Raw genomic sequence first — 20,551 nt, 5'->3', positions numbered from 1 at the left:
ACGGTGTTTCACAAAGATCGTCGCAGCGGACGGTATTCCAGAAACATCGTCACAACTTTCCCTGAGGTGGTGCAAGGCTACGAGGATGATAACCGTTTTACTGGCGCGTTCTGCTGGCGATCCCACATCACCGTCAGCAGGCGTTGTAAGGCGATAAAGGCAAACAGCAGAATGCCGATGGCGATTTTGGTCCACCAGGAACTCAGGGTGCCGTCGAAGTTGATCCACGTCTGGATCAGCCCCTGAATCAACACGCCAAACAGCGTGCCGAGTACCGTACCTACGCCACCCGACAGCAGCGTGCCGCCGATCACCACCGAGGCGATGGCATCGAGTTCCACCCCTAATCCTGCCAGCGCATAACCCGCCGAGGTATAGATAGAAAACACAATGCCTGCCACCGTCGCCAACGTGGTCGATAACATGTAGATTTTGATGGTGGTGGCACGGGTCGGGATCCCCATCAGCTGGGCTGAGGTCAGGTTGCCGCCGATGGCATACACCTGATTACCAAACCGCGTACGGTGCGCCAGCAGGATGCCGCCAATCACCACCACCAGCATAATGACCGCCAGCAGGCTCAGACGCCCGCCACCCGGGATTTTCCATGCCAGGCTCGACAGCGTGGTATACAGCGGATGGTCGATGGGAATGGAGTTTTCCGACACCAGATAGCTGCAACCGCGCAGGAAAAACATCCCAGCCAGGGTGATGATAAACGCCGGGATTTTCAGCGCATCAATCAACCAGCCCATCATGGCACCAAATGCCGCGCCCAATGCCAGAATCAGCGCAAACGCCAGCAGCGGATCAACATGATAATCCCCGATCAACCGGGCGAGAAACACACCGGTAAAGGCGATCACCGCGCCCACTGACAAGTCAATCCCGCCGGACAGGATGACAAACGTCATCCCGACGGCAATGATGCCAAGAAAGGCGTTATCGGTCAGGATATTACAAATCACCCGCGTTGAAGCGAAGCCGGGAAACTGGCTGAGACAGAACAGATACCCGGCGACAAACACCAGCAGGGTAATCATCAGGGGAAGATGGCGTTTAATCATGATGGACGTCTCCGTTTCAGCATAGCGATAAAGCGTGGTGACTGAATCAGCAACACGCACATCACCACAATCGCTTTAACCACCTGGTTCAGTTCGGGCGGGAATCCTGACAACAAAATCCCGGTATTCATTGACTGAATAATCAGCGCGCCAATCAGCGACAGCACCAGATTAAAACGCCCGCCCATCAGCGATGCCCCACCAATCACCACCGCCAGAATCGCATCCAGCTCCAGCCACAGACCGGCGTTGTTGGCGTCCGCGCCACGGATATCTGCGGCGACAATCAGACCCGCCACCGCCGCACAGACACCGCTGATAACGTAAGTGGACATCACCACCAGCCAACCGGTGACACCGGCATTGCGCGCCGCACGCAGGTTGATCCCGACCGCTTCGATAAACAACCCGAGCGCGGTTTTGCGCGTCAACAACCACACAGCCAGCGCCACTACCAGCGTTATCCACACCGGCACCGGCAACAGCCACAATGACCCGCTGCCAAACCACGCCAGGTTGTCATTATCGAAGGTGACGATTTGCCCCTGGGTGATCAGCTGCGCGACACCGCGCCCCGCCACCATCAAAATCAGCGTGGCGACGAACGGCTGGATACGTAACAGTGCCACCAGCACCCCGTTCCACAAACCGCATGCCAGACCGGTGCCGAGCGTCGCAAGAATCACAAAGGATAAACTGTGTCCTGCCACGGTGAGCGTTGCCGCCGTGGCCCCAGCGATTGCCATCACCGCACCCACCGACAAATCAATGCCCCCGGTGGCAATCACCAGCGTCATCCCCACCGCCAGCAACGCCACTGGCGCTGCGCGGTTGAGAATATCGATCGGGCTGCCAAACAGGCGGCCATCTTGCACATGCACAGCAAAAAAGTTATTGGCGACCAGGCTATCCACCAGCAGCACCAGGATCAGGGCAGCGATTTGCGGCATACCGGGAGGTAGTTTCGGTTTACGCCGATTGGTTTTTTCAGACGTCATATCGGATTCAAGCATGTTGTGCTCCTCCGTGGGCGATGGCGTTGACAATTGACGCCACCGACAGCTGCTCGAGTGGGATTTCCGCCACCTGTTTCAAATCACGCATAATCAACACGCGATCGGCGTAGCCCACCAGTTCTTCGAGTTCAGAGGAGATAACCAGCAGCGCCAGTCCATCGGCGCACAGGGATTCAATCAGACGAATAATCTCGGCATGGGCACCGACATCGATACCACGCGTCGGCTCATCGAGTATCAGAAACTGGGGTTTAGTCACCAGCCAGCGAGACAGCAACACTTTCTGCTGATTACCACCGGACAATAACTCAACCGGTTGATCGGCATTCGGTGTCCGTATCCCCAGACTTTTAATAAAGCGATCGGCTATCGCCTGTTGTTCACGCTTTTTAATCGGACGCAGCCAGCCGCGCTGCGCCTGCAACGCGAGGATAATATTTTCCCGTACCGACGCCTTACCAATAATGCCGTCGGTCTTGCGGTCTTCCGGGCAGAACCCCATGCCCAGTTTGGAGGCTTTTGCCGGGGTGCGAATCTGCTGCACTTTGCCTTTGATGGTGGCAGTACCGCGATCGGCACGGCGGATACCAAACAACACTTCGGCGGTTTCGGTACGCCCTGAACCTAACAGCCCGGCCAGCCCGACCACTTCTCCCGGCCGCACCTGCAAACTGAACGGCTCGATGGTGCCCTTCTTACCGTAATCTTCAAACGCCACCACCGGTTGATTGCTGCGTAAGGTACTGCCCTGACGTTGCAACGCCGTTTCCAGCAGTTCACGCCCCAGCATCAGTTTGATCAACTCAATACGCGGCAGTGAGGCGGTATCACGGGTGGCGATAAACTGCCCGTTACGCAGCACCGTGATGCGGTCGGTGATGCGATAGACCTGATCCAGAAAATGGGTGACAAAAATCAGGCTCATCCCTTTGGCTTTCAGTTGCGCCATCAGGGCAAATAACATTTCGACTTCGCTGGCATCGAGGCTGGCGGTGGGTTCATCGAGGATCAACACCTGCGCCGAGAGATCTACCGCCCGGCAAATCGCGATAATCTGTTGCATCGCCACCGAGTAATGGCCCAGCTGCCGTGTCACATCCAACGCAAAACCGTATTTACGCATCAGCGCATCGGCATCGCGCACCATGCGCTTGCGATCGATCATGCCAAAGCGACGTGGTTCGCGACCGATATATAAATTATCCGCCACCGACATGTTCGGCAGCAGGTTCACTTCCTGGTAAACAGTGCCAATCCCCATCGCCTGCGCATCGCCGGTATTGTGCGGCGCGATGGTCTGACCATTAAGGGTAATCACCCCGGCATCGCGGGTGTAAACACCGGTCAGCACTTTAATCAGCGTCGATTTACCGGCACCGTTCTCTCCCAGCAGCGCCATAATTTCGCCTTTACGGATGCTAAAAGAGACGTTATCCAGCGCCTTAACGCCCGGAAAACCTTTGCTGACGCCGCTGATGGTCAGCAGTGCTTCTTCTTGTGATGTACTCATACGGATCTGCCTCGCCTTACGTCATGAAAACCGCCCCGAAGGGCGGTGCGGGGATCAGTAACCCATGCCTTTTTTCTTATCGAGTTGCGCCTGAGCATCAGCAGGCAGGAAGAGTCTTGACTCGGTGCGAATGATTTTCGGCGGCTGGGTGCCGTCTTTTTTCAGTTTTTCCAGCGCATCGAAGGCCGGGCCTGCCATGTTTGGCGTCAGCTCGACGTTTGCGTTGGCTTCACCGGCCAGCATCGCTTTGTAGATATCCGGTACGCCGTCAATTGAGCCTGTCAGGATATCTTTGCCCGGTTTCAGGCCCGCTTCTTTAATGGCCTGAATAGCACCGATAGCCATATCGTCGTTGTGTGCGAACACCATGCAGATGTTTTTGCCGTTGTTCTCAGCCTTGATAAAGCTCTCCATCACCTCTTTACCTTTACTGCGGGTAAAGTCACCGGACTGCGAACGGATGATCTTGATGTTGGGGTGTCCGGCGATCGCTTCAGCAAAGCCTTTCTTACGATCAATGGCCACACTGGCACCCACCGTACCCTGCAATTCCACCACGTTACACTGCTTGCTGCCGATGGTTTTCACCAGCCAGTCGCCGATCAATTTACCTTCCAGCACGTTATCCGCGGTCACTACTGACTCATACAGTGACTTGTCATTCACGACGATGGCACGGTCGAGCAGGAAGACCGGAATTTTGGCATCTTTGGCTTCTTCAAGAACGGGTTCCCAGCCAGTTTGCACCACCGGCGCGATAAAGATGGCATCCACACCCTGAGCGATGAACGAACGCACCGCTTTGATTTGATTCTCCTGTTTCTGCTGACCATCAGCGATCTTCAGCGTGATGCCACGCTTTTGCGCTTCACTTTTTGCCACGTTAGTTTCCGCTGAGCGCCAGCCGGATTCCGAACCAACCTGTGAGAATCCTACTGTCATATCAGCAGCCAGAACCGGGGCGCTGATGGCGGCGCTCACCATGGCAGACAAGAGTAAACGTTTCCACATAATTTCATTCCTCTGAAGGGAGTGTGCTGTAGGGGGTACAAACGCGGTTTAAGCCTGGCGTAAAAGTGCGTCGCTGAGAGCGACCTGCTTCACAAAATAGAGTGAATTAAAGGGGTTACGATGAGATAACAGGCAAAATCCTGGTTGGAGTTATGGACAAAACGCCTGGTGTTTTTCGTCAATGCCGTTAAATAAATGTAATAAAGAGAATCGCTTATGCTGCATTATGCTGGAAACGATTACAGACACCGCGTAAATAATGGTTATGCTGCCTGGGGGAAAGGAATTGATCGTTTTGTGACTGCCCGCACAGTTCGAGATGTATGGTTTCAATCTGTGTACATAAATTTATCGTCCGGTCGATAATAATCCGCAAATTCAGTTGAGTGGCTGGCAGGAAATAGCGTTATAAAACGCAAATAATAACGCTGACTATTTTCTGCCATTCTGAAGGATGGCTTTACTCCATCGCCTGAATAACCAACGTATATTGGGTTTAATTGCACCATAACGAGGCGCATTTAATTGTGTAAACGGTAAAAAAGTGTCTTTTGGTGCGCGGAATGGCTTACTTTGTCTGATTTTTGCATTTTTTTATGATTGGTGTATGGACTCTGGCACCGTGCTCCCTATACTTGGCGCTTCCCTGTTCTTTATTTTTTAATGGCAATCATGACTGCGCTCGATTACCTGCTGAAATTCCGTAAAGTGAATAATCTTGAGAGTCTGGAAAAACTCTACGACCATCTTAACTATTCACTGACTGATGATAACGAAATCATCAATATGTATCGTGCTGCCGATCACCGTCGCGCCGAACTGGCTTCCGGTGGCCGTCTGTTTGATCTGGGCCGCGTGCCTAAATCTGTCTGGCGCTACGTGGTTTAATACGTTTCAACTTCCTGCTTTCCGTTACTATTGCTTTGTCCAGGTCGGGCGTGCCCCGTTTGGACATGATACGCTTACGGCCCTAATCCCGGTAACTGGACTTTTTCGATGACTGAACAGGTGAATCCACCACGTATTGCTGGCTGGTTATTATTTCCGTTGGCGTGGCTGATTATGACCATGCTCACCAGCGCACTGGTGGTGGCGATGTATCTCAGCCCGTTATTCAACCCTGAACTGCGCACCACATTATTCTCGCACGGCGGCATCCTGCTGACGCAATGGTCGGTTTCACTGCTGACTGCCGGGCTGGTGTGGGCTTACAGCATCTGGGTTTGCTGGATTTTCTGTAAACGCTCACAGCGTTTGCCGCGTCACTACATTCTCTGGCTGCTGATGACGGTGTTGCTGGCAGTAAAAACCTTCGCTTTCACGCCGGTATCCGATAGTAAAGCAATCCAGACTTTACTGCTGTCGCTGCTGGCAGCGGCAGTATTTGTACCCTATTTCAAGCGTTCTAAACGTGTGAAACAAACGTTTATCCAGCCGTAATGGCGCAAGTTTCGTCAGGAATTTAATTCTGAGTGCTCTCAACCCCACTGTAAACGCCGCCTGGGTTGAGATGCAGCTCTCAATTCCGGATAATAGACGCCTTTCGGCTTCCCAGGTTTCGTCATGACCGATTATTTACTGCTCTTTATTGGCACCGTGCTGGTGAACAACTTCGTATTGGTAAAGTTCCTTGGACTTTGCCCGTTCATGGGTGTGTCAAAAAAACTGGAAACGGCCATCGGCATGGGACTTGCCACCACCTTCGTGATCACGCTGGCCTCCATTTGTGCCTGGCTGGTTAACCATCTGATTCTGGTTCCGCTCGATCTGGTTTATCTGCGTACCATGGCCTATATCCTGGTGATCGCCGTCGTGGTGCAGTTCACCGAAATGGTGGTGCGTAAAACCAGCCCGTCCCTCTATCGTCTGCTCGGTATCTTCCTGCCGCTGATCACCACCAACTGTGCGGTGCTGGGCGTGCCATTGCTGAGCGTCAACCTGAACCACACCTTTTTGCAGGCTGCACTGTATGGCTTCAGCGCCTCACTCGGCTTCTCGCTGGTGATGGTGCTGTTTGCCGGTATTCGCGAACGCCTGGTGCTGGCCAATGTGCCCACCCCGTTTAAAGGTAACTCCATCGCCCTGATTACCGCTGGCCTGATGGCGCTGGCGTTTATGGGCTTTAGCGGTCTGGTGAAATTCTGATGACCGCGATTTGGATAGCTATTGCCGTATTAAGTGCCCTGAGCCTGGTATTTGGCGCTCTGCTCGGTTACGCCGCGCGTCGTTTCGAGGTCGAAGAAGACCCGATTGTTGAACAGATTGATGCCATTCTGCCGCAAAGTCAGTGCGGCCAGTGCGGCTACCCTGGATGCCGTCCGTATGCGGATGCCGTCGGTAACAACGGCGAAGCTATCAACAAATGCGCGCCCGGTGGCGAACAGACCATGCTGAAACTGGCTGCGCTGCTTAACGTCGAGCCACAACCACTGGACGGCGGTGAAGAGGTACTGGCCCCGGTGCGTACCGTTGCCTGGATTGATGAAGCCAACTGTATTGGCTGCACCAAATGCATTCAGGCTTGCCCGGTAGATGCGATTGTCGGTGCCACCCGTGCGATGCACACCGTGCTGAGCGATGTCTGCACCGGTTGCGACCTTTGCGTTGCCCCTTGTCCAACTGATTGCATTGAGATGCGCCCGGTTGCCACCACCACGGCCAACTGGAAGTGGGATCTCGAAACCATTCCTGTACGGGTGATCCCGGTAGAAAGTCATGCTTAATTTGCTCAACCTGTTCCGCAAAGAGAAGCTGTGGGATTTTCAGGGCGGCATCCATCCGCCTGAAATGAAAACACAGTCAAACGGTACGCCGCTCAGTCAGTTACCGCTGCCTGAACGTTTTATCATTCCGCTAAAGCAGCATATCGGCCATGAGGGCGAGATCTGTGTCGCACCTGGCGATCGTGTACTGCGCGGTCAACCGCTGACCTTTGGCAGCGGACGTATGCTGCCCGTCCATGCGCCGACTTCCGGCACCATTGAAGCTATTGCGCCGCATATGACTGCGCACCCGTCTGGCCTGTCTGAGCTGTGTATCTTTCTCACTGCCGATGGTGAAGATCGCTGGACTGCGCTCGACCCACAGCCTGATTACCGTTCCCTGCCACGCGAAGAGGTGGTGAAACGCATTTTTGATGCCGGGATTGCCGGGCTCGGCGGTGCGGGTTTCCCGACAGCGACCAAATTGCGCGGTGGTCTGCGTGGCGTGAAAACGCTGATTATTAACGCTGCCGAGTGCGAACCCTATATCACCGCTGATGACCGCCTGATGCAGGATTGCGCAGCGGAAGTGCTGGAAGGCTGCCGTATCCTGGCCTGGCTGTTACAGGCCGAGCGGGTGCTGATCGGCGTGGAAGATAACAAGCCGGAAGCCATCGCGGCGCTGAAACAGGCACTGGGCGGTGAACGCGATATGCAACTGCGGGTGATCCCCACTAAATACCCGTCCGGCGGTGCCAAACAGCTAACCAAAATTCTCACCGGGCTGGAAGTGCCGCATGGCGGCCGCTCTACCGATATCGGCGTACTGATGCAAAACGTCGGCACCGCCTGGGCGGTGAAACGCGCCATCATCAACGGCGAACCGATTACCGAACGCGTGGTGACGGTGACTGGCGAAGCGATCGCCCAGCCACGTAATGTCTGGGGTCGTCTTGGTACCCCGGTTAGCCACCTGCTGCATCATGCCGGGTTTACCCCAGGCGCGCGCCAGATGGTGATTATGGGCGGCCCACTGATGGGCTTTACCCTGCCGTCGCTGGATGTGCCGGTGGTGAAAATTACCAACTGCATTCTGGCTCCCTCGGCTGACGAGATGGGCAGCGATCAGGATGAGCAATCTTGCATCCGCTGCAGCGCCTGCGCCGATGCCTGCCCGGCAAAACTGTTGCCACAGCAGTTGTACTGGTATAGCCAGGGCGGCGATCATGACAAAGCACGCGCGCATCATATTGATGACTGCATCGAATGCGGTGCCTGTGCTTATGTCTGTCCGAGCAATATTCCGCTGGTGCAATATTATCGCCAGGAGAAGGCTGAACTGCGCGCCATCGACCTGGAAGCGAAACGTACTGCCGAAGCCAAAGCGCGCTTTGAAGCACGCCAGTCACGTCTGGAACGGGAAAAACTGGCGCGTGAAGCACGCCATGAACAGGCAAAACAGCGTGTTGCACGTAGCGATCAGGGTGAACTGGATGCTGCTGTCGCGCGCGTCAAAGCACGTCAGACCATTACGCCTGAACAGGCCGCCGCAGAAAGCGAAGCGCGCCATGCTCAGGCGCTGGCTCGTCAGGCGGAAACCCAGGCCGAAACTCAGGCACTGAGCCGTCAGGCTGGCGATCCGCGCAAAGCCGCGGTGGAAGCGGCGATTGCACGCGCCAAAGCGAAAAAAGCTGCCGCTGCTCCGCCGGAGCCCGTGAGCGAGACACCCGCTGAACAGGTTGATCCCCGTAAAGCCGCCGTAGAGGCCGCCATCGCCCGTGCTAAGGCGAAGAAAGCCGCTGCGGCGCAGCCAGCGATTGCCCCTGTTGAAGCACCTGCCGCAGAGCCGGTTGATCCACGCAAAGCCGCAGTAGAAGCCGCCATTGCCCGCGCTAAGGCAAAGAAAGCCGCTGCCGCTGCGCAACAGGCTGACGCCTCTGCCGCTGTTGATTCCCCGGAAACGGAGGCCGCTGCGTCTCCTGACTCCGCCGACCCACGCAAAGCGGCAATTGCCGCGGCGGTCGCCCGTGCCAAAGCGCGCAAACTCGCGCAGCAGCAGCCTTCGACGTTTGAGGATTAAATGGCTTTTCGTATCGCAAGTTCCCCTTATACCCATAACCGCCGCAGCACTGGCAATATCATGCTGCTGGTGGTGTTGGCTGCGCTGCCAGGCATGGCGGCACAATGGTATTTTTTTGGTGTTGGCTTTCTGATTCAGGTGGCGCTGGCGATTATCACCGCATGGGCAACTGAAGGCGCGATTCTGCGTTTACGCAAAACCCCGGTAGTGCCGACGCTGGCCGATAACTCGGCATTGCTGACCGCCCTGCTGCTGGGTATCAGCTTGCCGCCGCTGGCCCCCTGGTGGCTGGTGGTGATCGGTACGGTGTTTGCCATCGTGATCGCCAAACAATTGTATGGTGGCCTTGGGCAGAATCCGTTTAACCCGGCGATGGTCGGTTATGTGGTGCTGCTGATCTCCTTCCCGGTGCAGATGACCAGTTGGATGCCGCCGGATGCGCTGCAAACCATTAAACCGGGTCTGCTTGATTCCCTCAGTATGGTTTTCACCCATCACACGCTGGCCGGTGAAACCATGCAACAGTTGCAACTCGGTGCGGATGGCATCAGCCAGGCCACGCCGCTCGACACCTTTAAAACCGGTCTGCGCGCCGGACACAGCGCCGAACAGCTGCTGGCAGAGCCGATTTATCACGGCGTGCTGGCTGGATTGGGCTGGCAGTGGGTCAATCTGGGTTATCTGCTCGGCGGCCTGTTGTTGCTGGCAAAAAACGCCATCCGCTGGCATATCCCGGTCAGCTTTCTGCTGTCGCTGGCATTCTGCGCCACCCTGGGTTGGTTATTCTCCCCGGAATCGCTGAACTCACCGCTGATTCACTTGTTCTCTGGTGCAACCATGCTGGGCGCATTTTTTATCGCCACCGATCCGGTGACCGCCTCCACCACCAACCGCGGACGCCTGATCTACGGTGCATTAATTGGTTTGCTGGTCTGGCTGATTCGCAGCTTTGGCGGTTATCCCGATGGCGTTGCTTTTGCGGTATTGCTGGCCAACATCTGTGTGCCGTTGATCGATTACTACACCCAGCCGCGCGTTTACGGCCATCGTAAGGATTAACCGATGTTCGAAACTATTCGTAAGAATGCGCTGACGCTGGCAATTTTCGCGGTCATCACCACCGGTATCACTGCGATTGTGAACTTTGTTACCAAGCCGACGGTGGATCACCAGACCGCGCTGCAACAGAAAAATCTGCTGGATCAGGTGGTGCCGACCGATATGTACGACAACCATATTCAGCAGGAATGCTATGTTGTCACCGATCCGGCCCTCGGGAACGGCAAGCCGCATCATCTTTACCTGGCGCGTAAAGGCAACACGCCGGTGGCTGCCGCGCTTGAGACCACCGCGCCAGATGGCTATTCTGGTGCGATTGAGATGCTGGTCGGTGCCGATTTTCACGGTAAAGTGTTGGGCGTGCGTGTGATTGAACACCATGAGACGCCGGGACTGGGTGATAAAATCGAGCTGCGCGTCTCTGACTGGATCAATAGTTTTAACGGCAAAGTAGTCCACGGTGCCGATGACAAGAATTTTGCGGTGAAAAAAGATGGCGGTGAGTTTGATCAGTTTACCGGTGCCACCATCACCCCGCGCGCGGTGGTCAATGCCACCAAACGAACTGCGTTACTGATTGAAACCCTGCCAGCGAAACTGTCATCGCTGCCCGATTGTGGAGAGGCAAAATGAGTGAAGCGAAAAACTTACTGATCGGCGGTCTGTGGAAAAATAACTCCGCGCTGGTCCAGCTGCTCGGACTCTGCCCGCTGCTGGCGGTGACATCTACTGCCACCAATGCCCTCGGTCTGGGCCTGGCTACTACGCTGGTGCTGACCATTACCAACAGCGCCATTTCCGCCTCACGTCGCTGGGTGCCGGCCGATATCCGTATCCCGATTTATGTGATGATCATCGCCTCGGTGGTGAGCTGCGTGCAGATGCTGATCAACGCTTACGCCCACGGTCTGTACCAATCCCTCGGCATCTTTATCCCGTTGATTGTGACTAACTGCATCGTGGTTGGTCGCGCGGAGGCTGTTGCGTCGAAAAGCAGTATTCCCCTTTCGGCGCTGGATGGGTTTGCTATTGGCATGGGAGCCACCTGCGCGATGGTGACGCTCGGCTCGATTCGCGAAATCATCGGCAGCGGTACGCTGTTCAACGGTGCCGACCAGCTGCTTGGTCCCTGGGCCAAAGTGCTGCGTATTGAAGTGGTGCATTTTGATTCGCCGATGCTGTTGGCAATGCTGCCACCGGGCGCATTTATCGGCCTCGGCATGCTGCTGGCGGCCAAATATCTTATCGACCAGAAAATGAAGCAACGTGCAGCCAATCGCGCGACGGCACCTGTGGCTGAACCTCAGGGCCAGGCGGAGAAAGCAGTGTGAATCAGGACAAACGCGTACAAATTCTGACGCGCCTGCGCGATGAAAATCCCCATCCCACCACCGAACTGAACTTCACTTCACCGTTCGAGTTGTTGATTGCGGTGCTGTTGTCGGCGCAGGCTACCGATGTCAGCGTCAATAAAGCCACCGCTAAACTTTATCCGGTGGCAAACACCCCCGCCACCATCCTGGCGCTGGGGGTGGATGGCGTTAAAGAGTACATCAAAACCATCGGCCTGTTTAACAGCAAAGCGGAAAACGTCATCAAGACCTGCCGTATCCTGCTGGAACAACACGGCGGTGCCGTACCGGAAGATCGGGCCGCGCTGGAAGCGTTACCCGGTGTCGGACGTAAAACCGCCAATGTGGTACTGAATACCGCCTTTGGCTGGCCAACTATCGCCGTCGATACCCATATTTTCCGCGTCAGCAACCGCACGCGGTTTGCCCCAGGCAAAAACGTCGAAGAAGTGGAAGAAAAGCTGCTAAAAGTGGTACCGAAGGCTTTTAAAGTCGATTGCCACCACTGGCTGATCCTGCACGGTCGCTACACCTGTGTGGCACGTAAACCGCGTTGCGGCTCCTGCTTAATTGAAGATCTCTGCGAATTCGACGCCAAAACTGAGTAAGGGATGCCATGACCACGGCTGAAAATGTCGCGTTAACTTTTCGGCAGTTTGGCAATCCCCTTGATGTTCTCGCCTGCGAAAATCATCCCCTCGCGCCACCAACGGCAAGCACGTTACTGCGCGTTCAGATGCAGTTTGCTCCGGTTAACGCCTCCGATCTCATCCCCATTACGGGTGCCTATCGTCATCGGGTAACGCCGCCCCGGGTGGCCGGTTATGAAGGCGTCGGTACGGTGATCGCCGCCCCTGCCGCCTGGCAACATCTGCTCGGGAAACGGGTATTGCCGCTGCGTGGCCCTGGCACCTGGCAATGCTATGTCGATATCGATCCCACCCTTGCCGTACCGGTACCGGATGATATTGATAGCCCGCTTGCCGCTCGCGCCTATATCAATCCGCTGGCGGCGTTACTAATGTTGCAACACTGGTCCCCTGCCGGAAAAAATATTCTGCTGACTGCCGGAGGTTCGACCTGTGCACAGCTGCTGGCACAGTGGGCACATAAACGTGGGGCGCGTCGTGTCACCGTTATTTATCGCGCACCTCAACATGCGCACACCTTGCAACGGTTGGGTATCCACGCGGTGCAGCAGGATAGTCAGGATGAGATCCGCCAGCTGGCAGCAGGAACCGATTTGGTATTTGACGCAGTCGGTGGGACGTTGGGTCAGTTGATCTGGCAGACATTGCCTGCTGAGGCGCATTTCATCGCCTATGGCGTGCTGACCGGTCAGCCGGTGCGCGTCAATACCTCCCTGCCCGCTTTACACTGGTTTCATGTGCGACATTATCTTGATGCGCTGTCAGCGCAGGCCTGGCAGCAATTGTTTGTCGAAATCTGGTCACTGTTGCGTGTGAGTGAATACGGGGAGGTCACAGTTTTTCCGCTTGAACAATGGCAGAATGCGATCGCCTTTTATTACCAGTCTGGTCGTGAGAGAAAACCGCTACTGCAAATGCAGCTCTGACGTCAGACACTTAGTTTGTGCTTCCTGATAAAAAGAAAGGATCTCTTTTATGGAAAACAATCGTATTGCGCTTTTACGCTCAGTCACACCAGCATCCTCACCATTACCCCCTTCGATTCAGCGACCGTTGCTCGTCACAGCCGCGAGAAGTCTGACCAATCTTCAGCTACAGCCCTCATCTTCCAGTCCGCGGTCGTTCTCTGCCAGAATGGATAACCCCCTGCTGCGTCGGGAAAATTCTGCTGGTTTGAGCCGCGCAGCAACACGCCCCACGGCCATTAGTTCTCTGTCGCCACACATGTCGACGAGACCTACCCCCACCGCCCGCATCAGCCTGGTGCGTCCCTCACAGCACAGCCCTGTTAGCCCCCGGCAAATTTTACCCACCCAATTAATGAGTTCCACCCGGCGTAAAGAGCCGCAATGTATTAGCCCCAGCGCCAGACTTACCCCACTACCCACTATTATTGCGGAGCCAACAACCTCTTCTGCCCCAGCGAAGATGCATCAATTTAACCAGGCTGATTACGAAGTCCCTGAACAGAACCGGGAAATAATCAGTAAATTAATGGATGAAAAACGAGGACTTAGCAGTGAATACTCTGCGAGTGACGAATCAGAACACAAGGTGAAGATGGCATTCTTTGCGGCCAGAGATCATTTGTTAAAAAATGCGGAGACTCATCTCACCGGCATCGTCGCCACACAAACAAGACCGGAAATACCAAAGCTGGCCATAAATGACTCACCGCATAGCTGGATAAAAAAAATATACCAAAAATCTGATGGTATAGTTCTGGGGGAATTTCATGGTGATGTCGGGAGTAAAAAGTTTCTGATTAAAAACATGTCATTTTTAAAGCGTCATGGTGTTAAGACGTTGTATATGGAGCACCTACTTTCAGACCAACATCAGAACGACCTCGATCGCTGTTTTTCTCCTAAAATTAAACAGATACCTCCCGAACTGAGACGATATCTTGAACATCTGAATTGGGGTTTTAACATTGAGAACAAATATAATTTCCTGTCGTTAATCGAAACAGCAAACGTCAATGGCATCAAGGTGGTGGCGATTGATGCGGTGGCAAGTTATCATGTTGAAAAAAAGAGTTCTGTTAAAAACTGCAGAATTAGCATGATGAATTATTATGCCCAGGGTGTTATTCATCACCACCAAAAGGAACCTGGCAAATGGATAGCTTTAGTTGGCAACCAGCATGCCAATACTTTCGAAAATATACCCGGCCTTGCTGAGCTGACCGCAGGAATTGGAATCAGAGTCAAAGAGACACGCTGTAAAACATCCGTCATCAAGCCGGATAATGGCGAAATATTACTCTCGGCGTCCTCGGATGGTCCAGCTATGGAATATAATTTTATCAAGTCAGATTTCGTACTGACAACTCCCGATAAAAAAGGCTATAACACCGTAAGTAAAACAGATGAAATAGAAAAAAGACTGAAGACTGGATTCTTTACTATCGATACTGAACGATTGATGTTGAAGCATCGTTCGCGAGAGGGTTCTGTGATAAATACGCCCCTTAACAAAGAGTTAGACGGAGCGTGGTTTATTACCAAACCCGAATGGCGAGAAATTAATAATAAGCGCTACACGTTTATTCAGGATTTGGTAAACGATCTGAAAACAACCATGGGTATGAATCTGATATACAACCCGTAATGATGCAAATGCGGCGCGATATATCAGACATCGCGCCGCCAGAAATTAACCCATTGCTGCCTGCAACCACGCCACCACCAGCGGTGACAGACGGTTTTGCAGCGCTGCGCGTTCTGACTGGAACAACGTGGCAATAAAGAACGGATGATCGTTCAGTTCAATACCACGGACATCCCCCTCAAGATCCCATGAGGTGATTTGCAGATGCTGCGTTTCCAGCGCCTGGCTGAACTCCGGGTTAACACCAAAATTGCAGTGATAACCCTCATCACTTTGCAATGCATCGTAAGCCCGGGCAATACGCGAACCTGGTTTAAAGGTCACTTCACCGCGTTGCTCCACCAGTGAACAGCTGAGGGGAGCAATCACCCAGCGCCCCTCTTTATCCGTTTCCGCATGGGCAGCATCGTCCCAGCCCAGCACATTACGGGCATACTCAATGACCGCATACTGGAAGCCACCACAGGAACCGAGGAAAGGTTTGCCGTTTTCACGCGCCCACTGAATGGTAGCAAACACACCGGCGTCGTTTTGATATGGACTGCCCGGTACGACCCAGATCGCATCGTAGTCGGCGAAGGCAGGTATATTGATCTCGGGAGTTGCGATCCAGTCGGCGGTGACGTTGAGGTTAAGGTGTTGTGCGGCAAGCTGAACGGCGGGAGGAATGGCCTGGTGCGCGACGGCACTGGCACGGTAATCGCCAACAAGGGCGACACGAACTGACTGCGTCATGGTAACGTCCTTTCGGGGAAAAAAGGAGGTTACAGTAATGTTCCTGATTTGTCGATGAAAAGTGATGTCTGGCCGCGACCACGACCGGGAAGGTGAAGTTACCTGATCACGCTTAACATTACGTCTGTTGCTTAGACAGAATTAGCAATAAACCTCAATGACCAGACTATTTCCCGGGCAAGCACATGGCGTCGTCTATCCTCACCTGCATCATCAATACCTTCGTTAGCGGCAAGAAATTGAATAAAACCTTCATTCTGTGCGAAAAGGTTCGCCATTATTTCCCTCGCTCGCTCCGCGTAGGCATCCTGGTTCTCAGGTGTATCAGGAAGCGTATTAATATCATTGAGAAGATTCTTTAAACTTTCATATTGAATAATGACAACCGCTAAAAATAGATCTATATCAGGATAATTTTCCTCCCTCATTAACTCTGGCACCTGAAAAAGATAGGAATGAACCGCAATCTCAGCCTGAATAAGCTGTATCTTTAGCGTCGGTGGCACCTCAACATTCAGCTGCGCCAATAATGACGGTCCCTCTTCGTCTGGTTGATTTGCCACCGGCAGCGCTTCAGGGTTATTTCTGACAAAATGTAAAGCGTTGACCAATGAGGAAAGACCTCGACTGACTCCATCGGTAATAAACTGATACGTTGGTAAGAAAATATCACGAATCACATCCATCGTTATTCCTCCAGGATGACATCACATTTATTTTTTATAACGGTGAATTTACTCCCCATGACAGTAGCAGAACAGGAGGAAAGAGGTATTAACGGGACATGAGTAAAACCTGAAATTTGCCTGTGTTTAGCCCGCCGCCAGCCGGGCAGCGGGTATTTTTAGGTTGCGAAATGCAGTGCAGATGGGTCGATAAATCAGGACACTGCTGCCTCATCACGTTCCAGTACGTAATAATCCGCAGCCGAACGCGCTAGCGGCGTGCGCCCACGGATCGCATCAGCGATTTTTTCCGCCATCATCACCGTCGGGGCATTCAGATTCCCGGTGGTGATTTGCGGCATAATCGAAGCGTCAACCACGCGCAGCTGTTGCATACCATGCACGCGCCCCACGTTATCCACCACATCCATTTCGCCGTACCCCATGGCACAGCTGCCACAGGGATGGTAGGCGGTTTCGGCATGCGAACGGATAAAGGCATCGATCTGCTCATCACTTTGTACTTCCAGGCCAGGCTGAATTTCGGCACCGCAATATGCCGCCAGCGCTGGCTGGCGCATGATTTCGCGAGTCAGCCGTACCGCAGCACGGAATTCCTGCCAGTCACGATCTTCTGACATGTAGTTAAAGAAGATTGATGGCGCAGCATAAGGGTGTTTCGAGGTCAGTTTCACCCGGCCGCGACTCATGGAACGCATCGGTCCGACGTGCGCCTGGAAGCCGTGCTCCTTCACCGGGCTGCTGCCGTTGTAGTTAATGGCCACCGGCAGGAAATGATATTGCAGATCCGGCCAGTCCGGCTGGTCGTCGCTGCGAATGAAGCCTCCCGCTTCAAACTGATTGCTGGCTCCTACCCCGGTGCCTTTCAGCAGCCATTCGGCTCCGATTGCCGGTTGATTCCACCACTGTAACGCCGGATAGAGGCTGATAGGCTGCTTACAGCGGTACTGCATATAAATTTCGAGGTGATCCTGCAAATTACGTCCCACGCCCGGTAGCGCGTGCACCACATCAATATCCAGCTCGCTCAGCCACTCTGTTGGACCCACGCCGGAACGCTGTAAAATCTGCGGTGAAGCGATAGCACCCGCACATAACAACACTTCGCGCTGCGCCTGGGCTTCGTGCGGCTGGCCTTTCACCTGCCAGCGCACCCCGGTCGCGGTTTTGCCATCGAACACAATATGATCGGTTTGTGCATGGGTGATGATGGTTAAATTCGGGCGCTGCTTCGCCACATCCAGATAACCTCGTGCGGTACTGGAACGACGTCCCTGCGCCGTGACGGTGCGATCCATCGGGCCGAAACCATCCTGACGATAGCCATTGAGATCGTCGGTTTCATGGTGTCCGGCCTGTTTAGCCGCATCGATAAAGGCACGGTACAGGCGATTGTTACCCGCTTTGGCGGTGGTGACGCTGAGATAACCCTCGCCCCCATGATAATCATTCGCCCCGATGTCACGCTTTTCCGCCTTGCGGAAGTAAGGCAGGCAATCGGCATAGGACCAATTCTCCAGCCCCGGCTTCTTCGCCCAGTTGTCATAGTCAAGCGCATTGCCCCGGATATAACACATGCCGTTGATCAACGACGATCCCCCCAGCCCTTTACCACGGCCACATTCCATGCGGCGGTTATTCATGTTGGGTTCCGGGTCTGTCTCAAAAGCCCAGTTATAACGCTTACCCTGTAACGGATAAGCCAAAGCGGCTGGCATTTGGGTACGAAAGTCCCAGCGGTGATCGCGTCCGCCTGCTTCCAGTAACAGTACCGATACGTCAGCATCCTCGGTTAAACGGGTTGCCAGCACGTTGCCAGCGGAACCTGCGCCAATAATGATGTAATCAAATTTCTGCATTCAACCTCCAGATAACACCGGCGGCGCACCGCCGGTCACAACTCAAAATGCGCTTGGGTAGTCACCCAGTTCAATCAACACCGATTTGGTGCGTGTGTAGTGTTGCAGCGTGGTAATGCCGTTTTCACGGCCGAGCCCCGATTGCTTATACCCGCCAACCGGCATCGGAGCAGGGGATTCCCCCCAGCTGTTAATCCAGCAAATACCCGCTTCCAGCTGATGAATCACGCGATGGGCGCGGTTCAGGTCGCGGGTAAAAATCCCGGCGGCCAGCCCCAGCTCGGTGTGGTTGGCGCGGGCAATCACTTCATCTTCGTCGTCAAAAGTAAGAATGCTCATTACCGGGCCGAAGATTTCTTCCCGCACGATGCGCATATCATCGCGACAATCACTGAACACCGTCGGTTCGATGTAACAGCCGCGCGCCAGCGGGCCATCAACCACGCGATGGCCCCCGGTCAGCAAACGAGCGCCCTGCTCTTTACCTAAGCGCAGATAGCTTTCCACCTTGCGACAGTGCTGCTCGCTCACGAGCGGACCAAAATTCACTGTAGCGTCCGTGGGATCGCCCATGCGGATGCCCTGCATTTTCTCCAGCAGACGCTGCTCAAACGCGGCCTGCAAACTGCGCTGCACAAACACGCGGGTGCCGTTGGTGCATACCTGGCCGCTGCTGTAGAAATTCGCCATCAGCGCGCCATCCACGGCACGATCGAGGTCGGCATCGTCAAACACGATTAATGGAGATTTGCCCCCCAGCTCCATCGTGACTTCTTTCAGATTTGCCAGCGCGGCATCTGCCATCACTCGCTTCCCGGTATTCACTTCCCCGGTAAAGGAGACTTTGTCGATACGCGGATGCTGACTCAGCGCCTGGCCCACTTCGCCCGCGCCCTGCACCACGTTAAACACCCCATCCGGCAGCCCGGCTTCGCTGTAGATTTTCGCCAGTTCCAGCGCGCTGAGCGGCGTGACCTCGCTCGGTTTAAACACCATCGCGTTACCCGCCGCCAACGCCGGAGCGCTTTTCCACAGCGCGATCTGAATCGGGTAATTCCATGCGCCAATACCGGCACAAACGCCGAGCGGCTCGCGCCGGGTGTAGACCAGTGCGGTTTCGCGCAGGGGGATCTGCTCGCCCTGTAACGCCGGGGCGAGGCCCGCATAATATTCGAGCACGTCGGCACCGGTGACGATGTCCACCGCCGCCGTTTCGCTGATTGGCTTGCCGGTATCTGCGGTTTCCAGCTCGGCCAGCACCTGATTGCGCTCACGCAGTAACGCCACCGCTTTCAGCAGCACCCGGCTGCGCTCCACCGGGGTGTAACCGCGCCAGATACGCTGCCCCTCGCGCGCAGTGGCGACGGCACGATCCACATCCTCGCCACTTGCCGCGGTGATTTCCGCCAGCACCCGGCCGTTCGCCGGGTTGATGCTGGTAAACAGCGGCCCGTTACCAGGGCACTCCTGACCATTGATATATAAGCCACGGCGCGGGATATCAGCCATGCGTCCTCCTCAGGATAGGGTTGCCCCTGCGGCGGCCAGCCACAGGGTAAGATTCTGATAACAGAGCTGACGGGCATGTGTCAGGCCCTGCTCCATCGGCTGCGGTGCCAGCGTCATGCGTAGCCACAGTCCATCAATTAATGCCGCCAGGCTGCTTCCTGCGGCCCTCGCCTGCTCGTGCGGCATCACCCGGGCAAACTGCGCGGTAATATTCGACCACAGTCGTTTGTCGTTAATACGCTGCAAACGTTGCAAATTGTCGTGATGCAGGCTGTTGGTCCAGAACACCAGCCAGGTGGTGAGCACAGGCCCTTCCACCTGCGACAAATCGAAGTTGCCATCGATGATGGCGCGGATCTGCGCTTCTGGCGTGTCTGCCGCCAGCCGTCGCTGCCGTTCTACCGCCAGATAAAGATCGGCAAGGATTTGGCGCATACAGGCGTCAAGCAGACCGTTTTTGTCGCCAAAGTAATGGCTGACGATGCCGGTCGATACCCCGGCTTCTTTGGCAATCACCGCGATGCTGGCATCTGCCAGCCCCACCCGGTCAATTACCGTTAAGGTCGCCTGAATCAATTGCGCCTGGCGAATGGCTTTCATTCCCACTTTTGGCATGGTGTTCATCGGTTTTATCTATTGAATGTGAAGAAGTGTAGTCTTTTTATATTGAACGTTCAATCAATAAAAACTACACTTTCTAAC

The 20,551-nt window shown here is 54.6% G+C and carries 20 protein-coding genes; 11 read left to right on the top strand and 9 right to left on the bottom strand.

From position 1 onward, the window contains the following. Positions 1–77 precede the first annotated feature (77 nt). Genes yjfF through ytfQ form a run of 4 tightly spaced genes read right to left on the bottom strand, consistent with a single transcriptional unit; the run spans position 78 to position 4,604 of the window. Positions 78–1,067, bottom strand: coding sequence for a galactofuranose ABC transporter, permease protein YjfF (gene yjfF, locus PW844_RS13960; protein ID WP_299452640.1), 990 nt, complete (start codon positions 1,065–1,067; stop codon positions 78–80). After that, the gene (gene ytfT, locus PW844_RS13955; RefSeq protein ID WP_299452638.1) at positions 1,064–2,080 is read right to left on the bottom strand and encodes a galactofuranose ABC transporter, ATP-binding protein YtfT; all 1,017 of its coding nucleotides are present in this window, start codon (positions 2,078–2,080) and stop codon (positions 1,064–1,066) included. The genes yjfF and ytfT overlap by 4 nt, the downstream gene beginning before the upstream one ends. Beyond that, positions 2,073–3,593 (bottom strand): sugar ABC transporter ATP-binding protein, encoded by a 1,521-nt coding sequence (locus tag PW844_RS13950; protein ID WP_299452634.1) that lies wholly within the window; start codon positions 3,591–3,593, stop codon positions 2,073–2,075. Before PW844_RS13950 ends, ytfT begins: the two co-directional genes overlap by 8 nt. Before the next feature lie 54 nt (positions 3,594–3,647). After that, entirely contained in the window at positions 3,648–4,604 is a 957-nt protein-coding gene (gene ytfQ / locus PW844_RS13945; RefSeq protein ID WP_299452632.1) for a galactofuranose ABC transporter, galactofuranose-binding protein YtfQ, read from the bottom strand. A 672-nt stretch (positions 4,605–5,276) separates the two neighbouring features. Here ytfQ and ydgT point away from each other — a divergent pair. From ydgT to PW844_RS13890, 11 genes are all read left to right on the top strand, one after another. Then, positions 5,277–5,492 (top strand): transcription modulator YdgT, encoded by a 216-nt coding sequence (gene ydgT / locus PW844_RS13940; RefSeq protein WP_041525780.1) that lies wholly within the window; start codon positions 5,277–5,279, stop codon positions 5,490–5,492. Positions 5,493–5,600: 108 nt separating this feature from the next. Then, positions 5,601–6,044, top strand: a complete 444-nt coding sequence (locus tag PW844_RS13935) for a DUF2569 domain-containing protein (protein ID WP_299452625.1) — start codon at positions 5,601–5,603, stop codon at positions 6,042–6,044. Positions 6,045–6,167: 123 nt separating this feature from the next. Next, positions 6,168–6,749 (top strand): electron transport complex subunit RsxA, encoded by a 582-nt coding sequence (gene rsxA / locus PW844_RS13930; protein ID WP_021185190.1) that lies wholly within the window; start codon positions 6,168–6,170, stop codon positions 6,747–6,749. Next, entirely contained in the window at positions 6,749–7,327 is a 579-nt protein-coding gene (gene rsxB, locus PW844_RS13925) for an electron transport complex subunit RsxB (protein ID WP_208714868.1), read from the top strand. Before rsxA ends, rsxB begins: the two co-directional genes overlap by 1 nt. Continuing rightward, complete coding sequence (gene rsxC / locus PW844_RS13920; protein WP_299452618.1) at positions 7,320–9,386, top strand: electron transport complex subunit RsxC; 2,067 nt, start codon at positions 7,320–7,322, stop codon at positions 9,384–9,386. Before rsxB ends, rsxC begins: the two co-directional genes overlap by 8 nt. Continuing rightward, the gene (gene rsxD / locus PW844_RS13915) at positions 9,387–10,445 is read left to right on the top strand and encodes an electron transport complex subunit RsxD (protein WP_299452615.1); all 1,059 of its coding nucleotides are present in this window, start codon (positions 9,387–9,389) and stop codon (positions 10,443–10,445) included. A gap of 3 nt (positions 10,446–10,448) precedes the next feature. Continuing rightward, positions 10,449–11,078 (top strand): electron transport complex subunit RsxG, encoded by a 630-nt coding sequence (rsxG, locus tag PW844_RS13910; protein ID WP_299452613.1) that lies wholly within the window; start codon positions 10,449–10,451, stop codon positions 11,076–11,078. Beyond that, the gene (locus tag PW844_RS13905; protein WP_084874389.1) at positions 11,075–11,776 is read left to right on the top strand and encodes an electron transport complex subunit E; all 702 of its coding nucleotides are present in this window, start codon (positions 11,075–11,077) and stop codon (positions 11,774–11,776) included. The genes rsxG and PW844_RS13905 overlap by 4 nt, the downstream gene beginning before the upstream one ends. Continuing rightward, on the top strand, positions 11,773–12,405 hold the full coding sequence (gene nth, locus PW844_RS13900; protein ID WP_299452610.1) for an endonuclease III: 633 nt from the start codon (positions 11,773–11,775) through the stop codon (positions 12,403–12,405). Before PW844_RS13905 ends, nth begins: the two co-directional genes overlap by 4 nt. Positions 12,406–12,413: 8 nt before the next feature. Then, positions 12,414–13,373 carry a zinc-dependent alcohol dehydrogenase family protein gene (locus PW844_RS13895; protein WP_299452608.1) on the top strand — a complete coding sequence of 320 codons (960 nt, stop codon included), beginning with the start codon at positions 12,414–12,416 and terminating at the stop codon, positions 13,371–13,373. Between the two features lie 49 nt (positions 13,374–13,422). Beyond that, positions 13,423–15,060: a membrane-targeted effector domain-containing toxin gene (locus PW844_RS13890; protein ID WP_299452605.1), complete on the top strand. Its 1,638-nt coding sequence runs from the start codon at positions 13,423–13,425 to the stop codon at positions 15,058–15,060. A gap of 45 nt (positions 15,061–15,105) precedes the next feature. Here PW844_RS13890 and PW844_RS13885 read toward each other — a convergent pair whose 3' ends face one another. The 5 genes from PW844_RS13885 to betI form a co-directional block, all read right to left on the bottom strand. Next, positions 15,106–15,795: a CTP synthase gene (locus PW844_RS13885; protein WP_299452603.1), complete on the bottom strand. Its 690-nt coding sequence runs from the start codon at positions 15,793–15,795 to the stop codon at positions 15,106–15,108. 131 nt (positions 15,796–15,926) lie between these two features. Further along, positions 15,927–16,481, bottom strand: a complete 555-nt coding sequence (locus PW844_RS13880) for a hypothetical protein (protein WP_299452600.1) — start codon at positions 16,479–16,481, stop codon at positions 15,927–15,929. A gap of 194 nt (positions 16,482–16,675) precedes the next feature. Continuing rightward, positions 16,676–18,340, bottom strand: coding sequence for a choline dehydrogenase (gene betA / locus PW844_RS13875; protein ID WP_299452597.1), 1,665 nt, complete (start codon positions 18,338–18,340; stop codon positions 16,676–16,678). A 42-nt stretch (positions 18,341–18,382) separates the two neighbouring features. Beyond that, positions 18,383–19,849 (bottom strand): betaine-aldehyde dehydrogenase, encoded by a 1,467-nt coding sequence (gene betB, locus PW844_RS13870; protein WP_299452594.1) that lies wholly within the window; start codon positions 19,847–19,849, stop codon positions 18,383–18,385. A gap of 9 nt (positions 19,850–19,858) precedes the next feature. Next, positions 19,859–20,464, bottom strand: coding sequence for a transcriptional regulator BetI (gene betI, locus PW844_RS13865; RefSeq protein ID WP_299453183.1), 606 nt, complete (start codon positions 20,462–20,464; stop codon positions 19,859–19,861). Positions 20,465–20,551 lie beyond the last annotated feature (87 nt).

Source organism: Pantoea sp. (assembly GCF_028283705.1).
In the GTDB taxonomy this organism is placed as follows: Bacteria; Pseudomonadota; Gammaproteobacteria; order Enterobacterales; family Enterobacteriaceae; genus Pantoea.
This window is presented reverse-complemented; position numbering and strand designations above follow the sequence as displayed.

Excerpts from the sequence above, each read along its gene's own strand:
- PW844_RS13935 (WP_299452625.1), top strand. The coding sequence starts at position 5,601 with ATGACTGAACAGGTGAATCCACCACGTATTGCTGGCTGGTTATTATTT.
- ytfQ (WP_299452632.1), bottom strand. The coding sequence starts at position 4,604 with ATGTGGAAACGTTTACTCTTGTCTGCCATGGTGAGCGCCGCCATCAGC.
- betA (WP_299452597.1), bottom strand. The coding sequence starts at position 18,340 with ATGCAGAAATTTGATTACATCATTATTGGCGCAGGTTCCGCTGGCAAC.
- ytfT (WP_299452638.1), bottom strand. The coding sequence starts at position 2,080 with ATGCTTGAATCCGATATGACGTCTGAAAAAACCAATCGGCGTAAACCG.
- PW844_RS13905 (WP_084874389.1), top strand. The coding sequence starts at position 11,075 with ATGAGTGAAGCGAAAAACTTACTGATCGGCGGTCTGTGGAAAAATAAC.
- rsxD (WP_299452615.1), top strand. The coding sequence starts at position 9,387 with ATGGCTTTTCGTATCGCAAGTTCCCCTTATACCCATAACCGCCGCAGC.
- yjfF (WP_299452640.1), bottom strand. The coding sequence starts at position 1,067 with ATGATTAAACGCCATCTTCCCCTGATGATTACCCTGCTGGTGTTTGTC.
- PW844_RS13950 (WP_299452634.1), bottom strand. The coding sequence starts at position 3,593 with ATGAGTACATCACAAGAAGAAGCACTGCTGACCATCAGCGGCGTCAGC.
- rsxB (WP_208714868.1), top strand. The coding sequence starts at position 6,749 with ATGACCGCGATTTGGATAGCTATTGCCGTATTAAGTGCCCTGAGCCTG.
- PW844_RS13895 (WP_299452608.1), top strand. The coding sequence starts at position 12,414 with ATGACCACGGCTGAAAATGTCGCGTTAACTTTTCGGCAGTTTGGCAAT.
- PW844_RS13890 (WP_299452605.1), top strand. The coding sequence starts at position 13,423 with ATGGAAAACAATCGTATTGCGCTTTTACGCTCAGTCACACCAGCATCC.
- rsxC (WP_299452618.1), top strand. The coding sequence starts at position 7,320 with ATGCTTAATTTGCTCAACCTGTTCCGCAAAGAGAAGCTGTGGGATTTT.
- PW844_RS13885 (WP_299452603.1), bottom strand. The coding sequence starts at position 15,795 with ATGACGCAGTCAGTTCGTGTCGCCCTTGTTGGCGATTACCGTGCCAGT.
- ydgT (WP_041525780.1), top strand. The coding sequence starts at position 5,277 with ATGACTGCGCTCGATTACCTGCTGAAATTCCGTAAAGTGAATAATCTT.
- betI (WP_299453183.1), bottom strand. The coding sequence starts at position 20,464 with ATGCCAAAAGTGGGAATGAAAGCCATTCGCCAGGCGCAATTGATTCAG.
- betB (WP_299452594.1), bottom strand. The coding sequence starts at position 19,849 with ATGGCTGATATCCCGCGCCGTGGCTTATATATCAATGGTCAGGAGTGC.
- PW844_RS13880 (WP_299452600.1), bottom strand. The coding sequence starts at position 16,481 with ATGGATGTGATTCGTGATATTTTCTTACCAACGTATCAGTTTATTACC.
- rsxA (WP_021185190.1), top strand. The coding sequence starts at position 6,168 with ATGACCGATTATTTACTGCTCTTTATTGGCACCGTGCTGGTGAACAAC.
- rsxG (WP_299452613.1), top strand. The coding sequence starts at position 10,449 with ATGTTCGAAACTATTCGTAAGAATGCGCTGACGCTGGCAATTTTCGCG.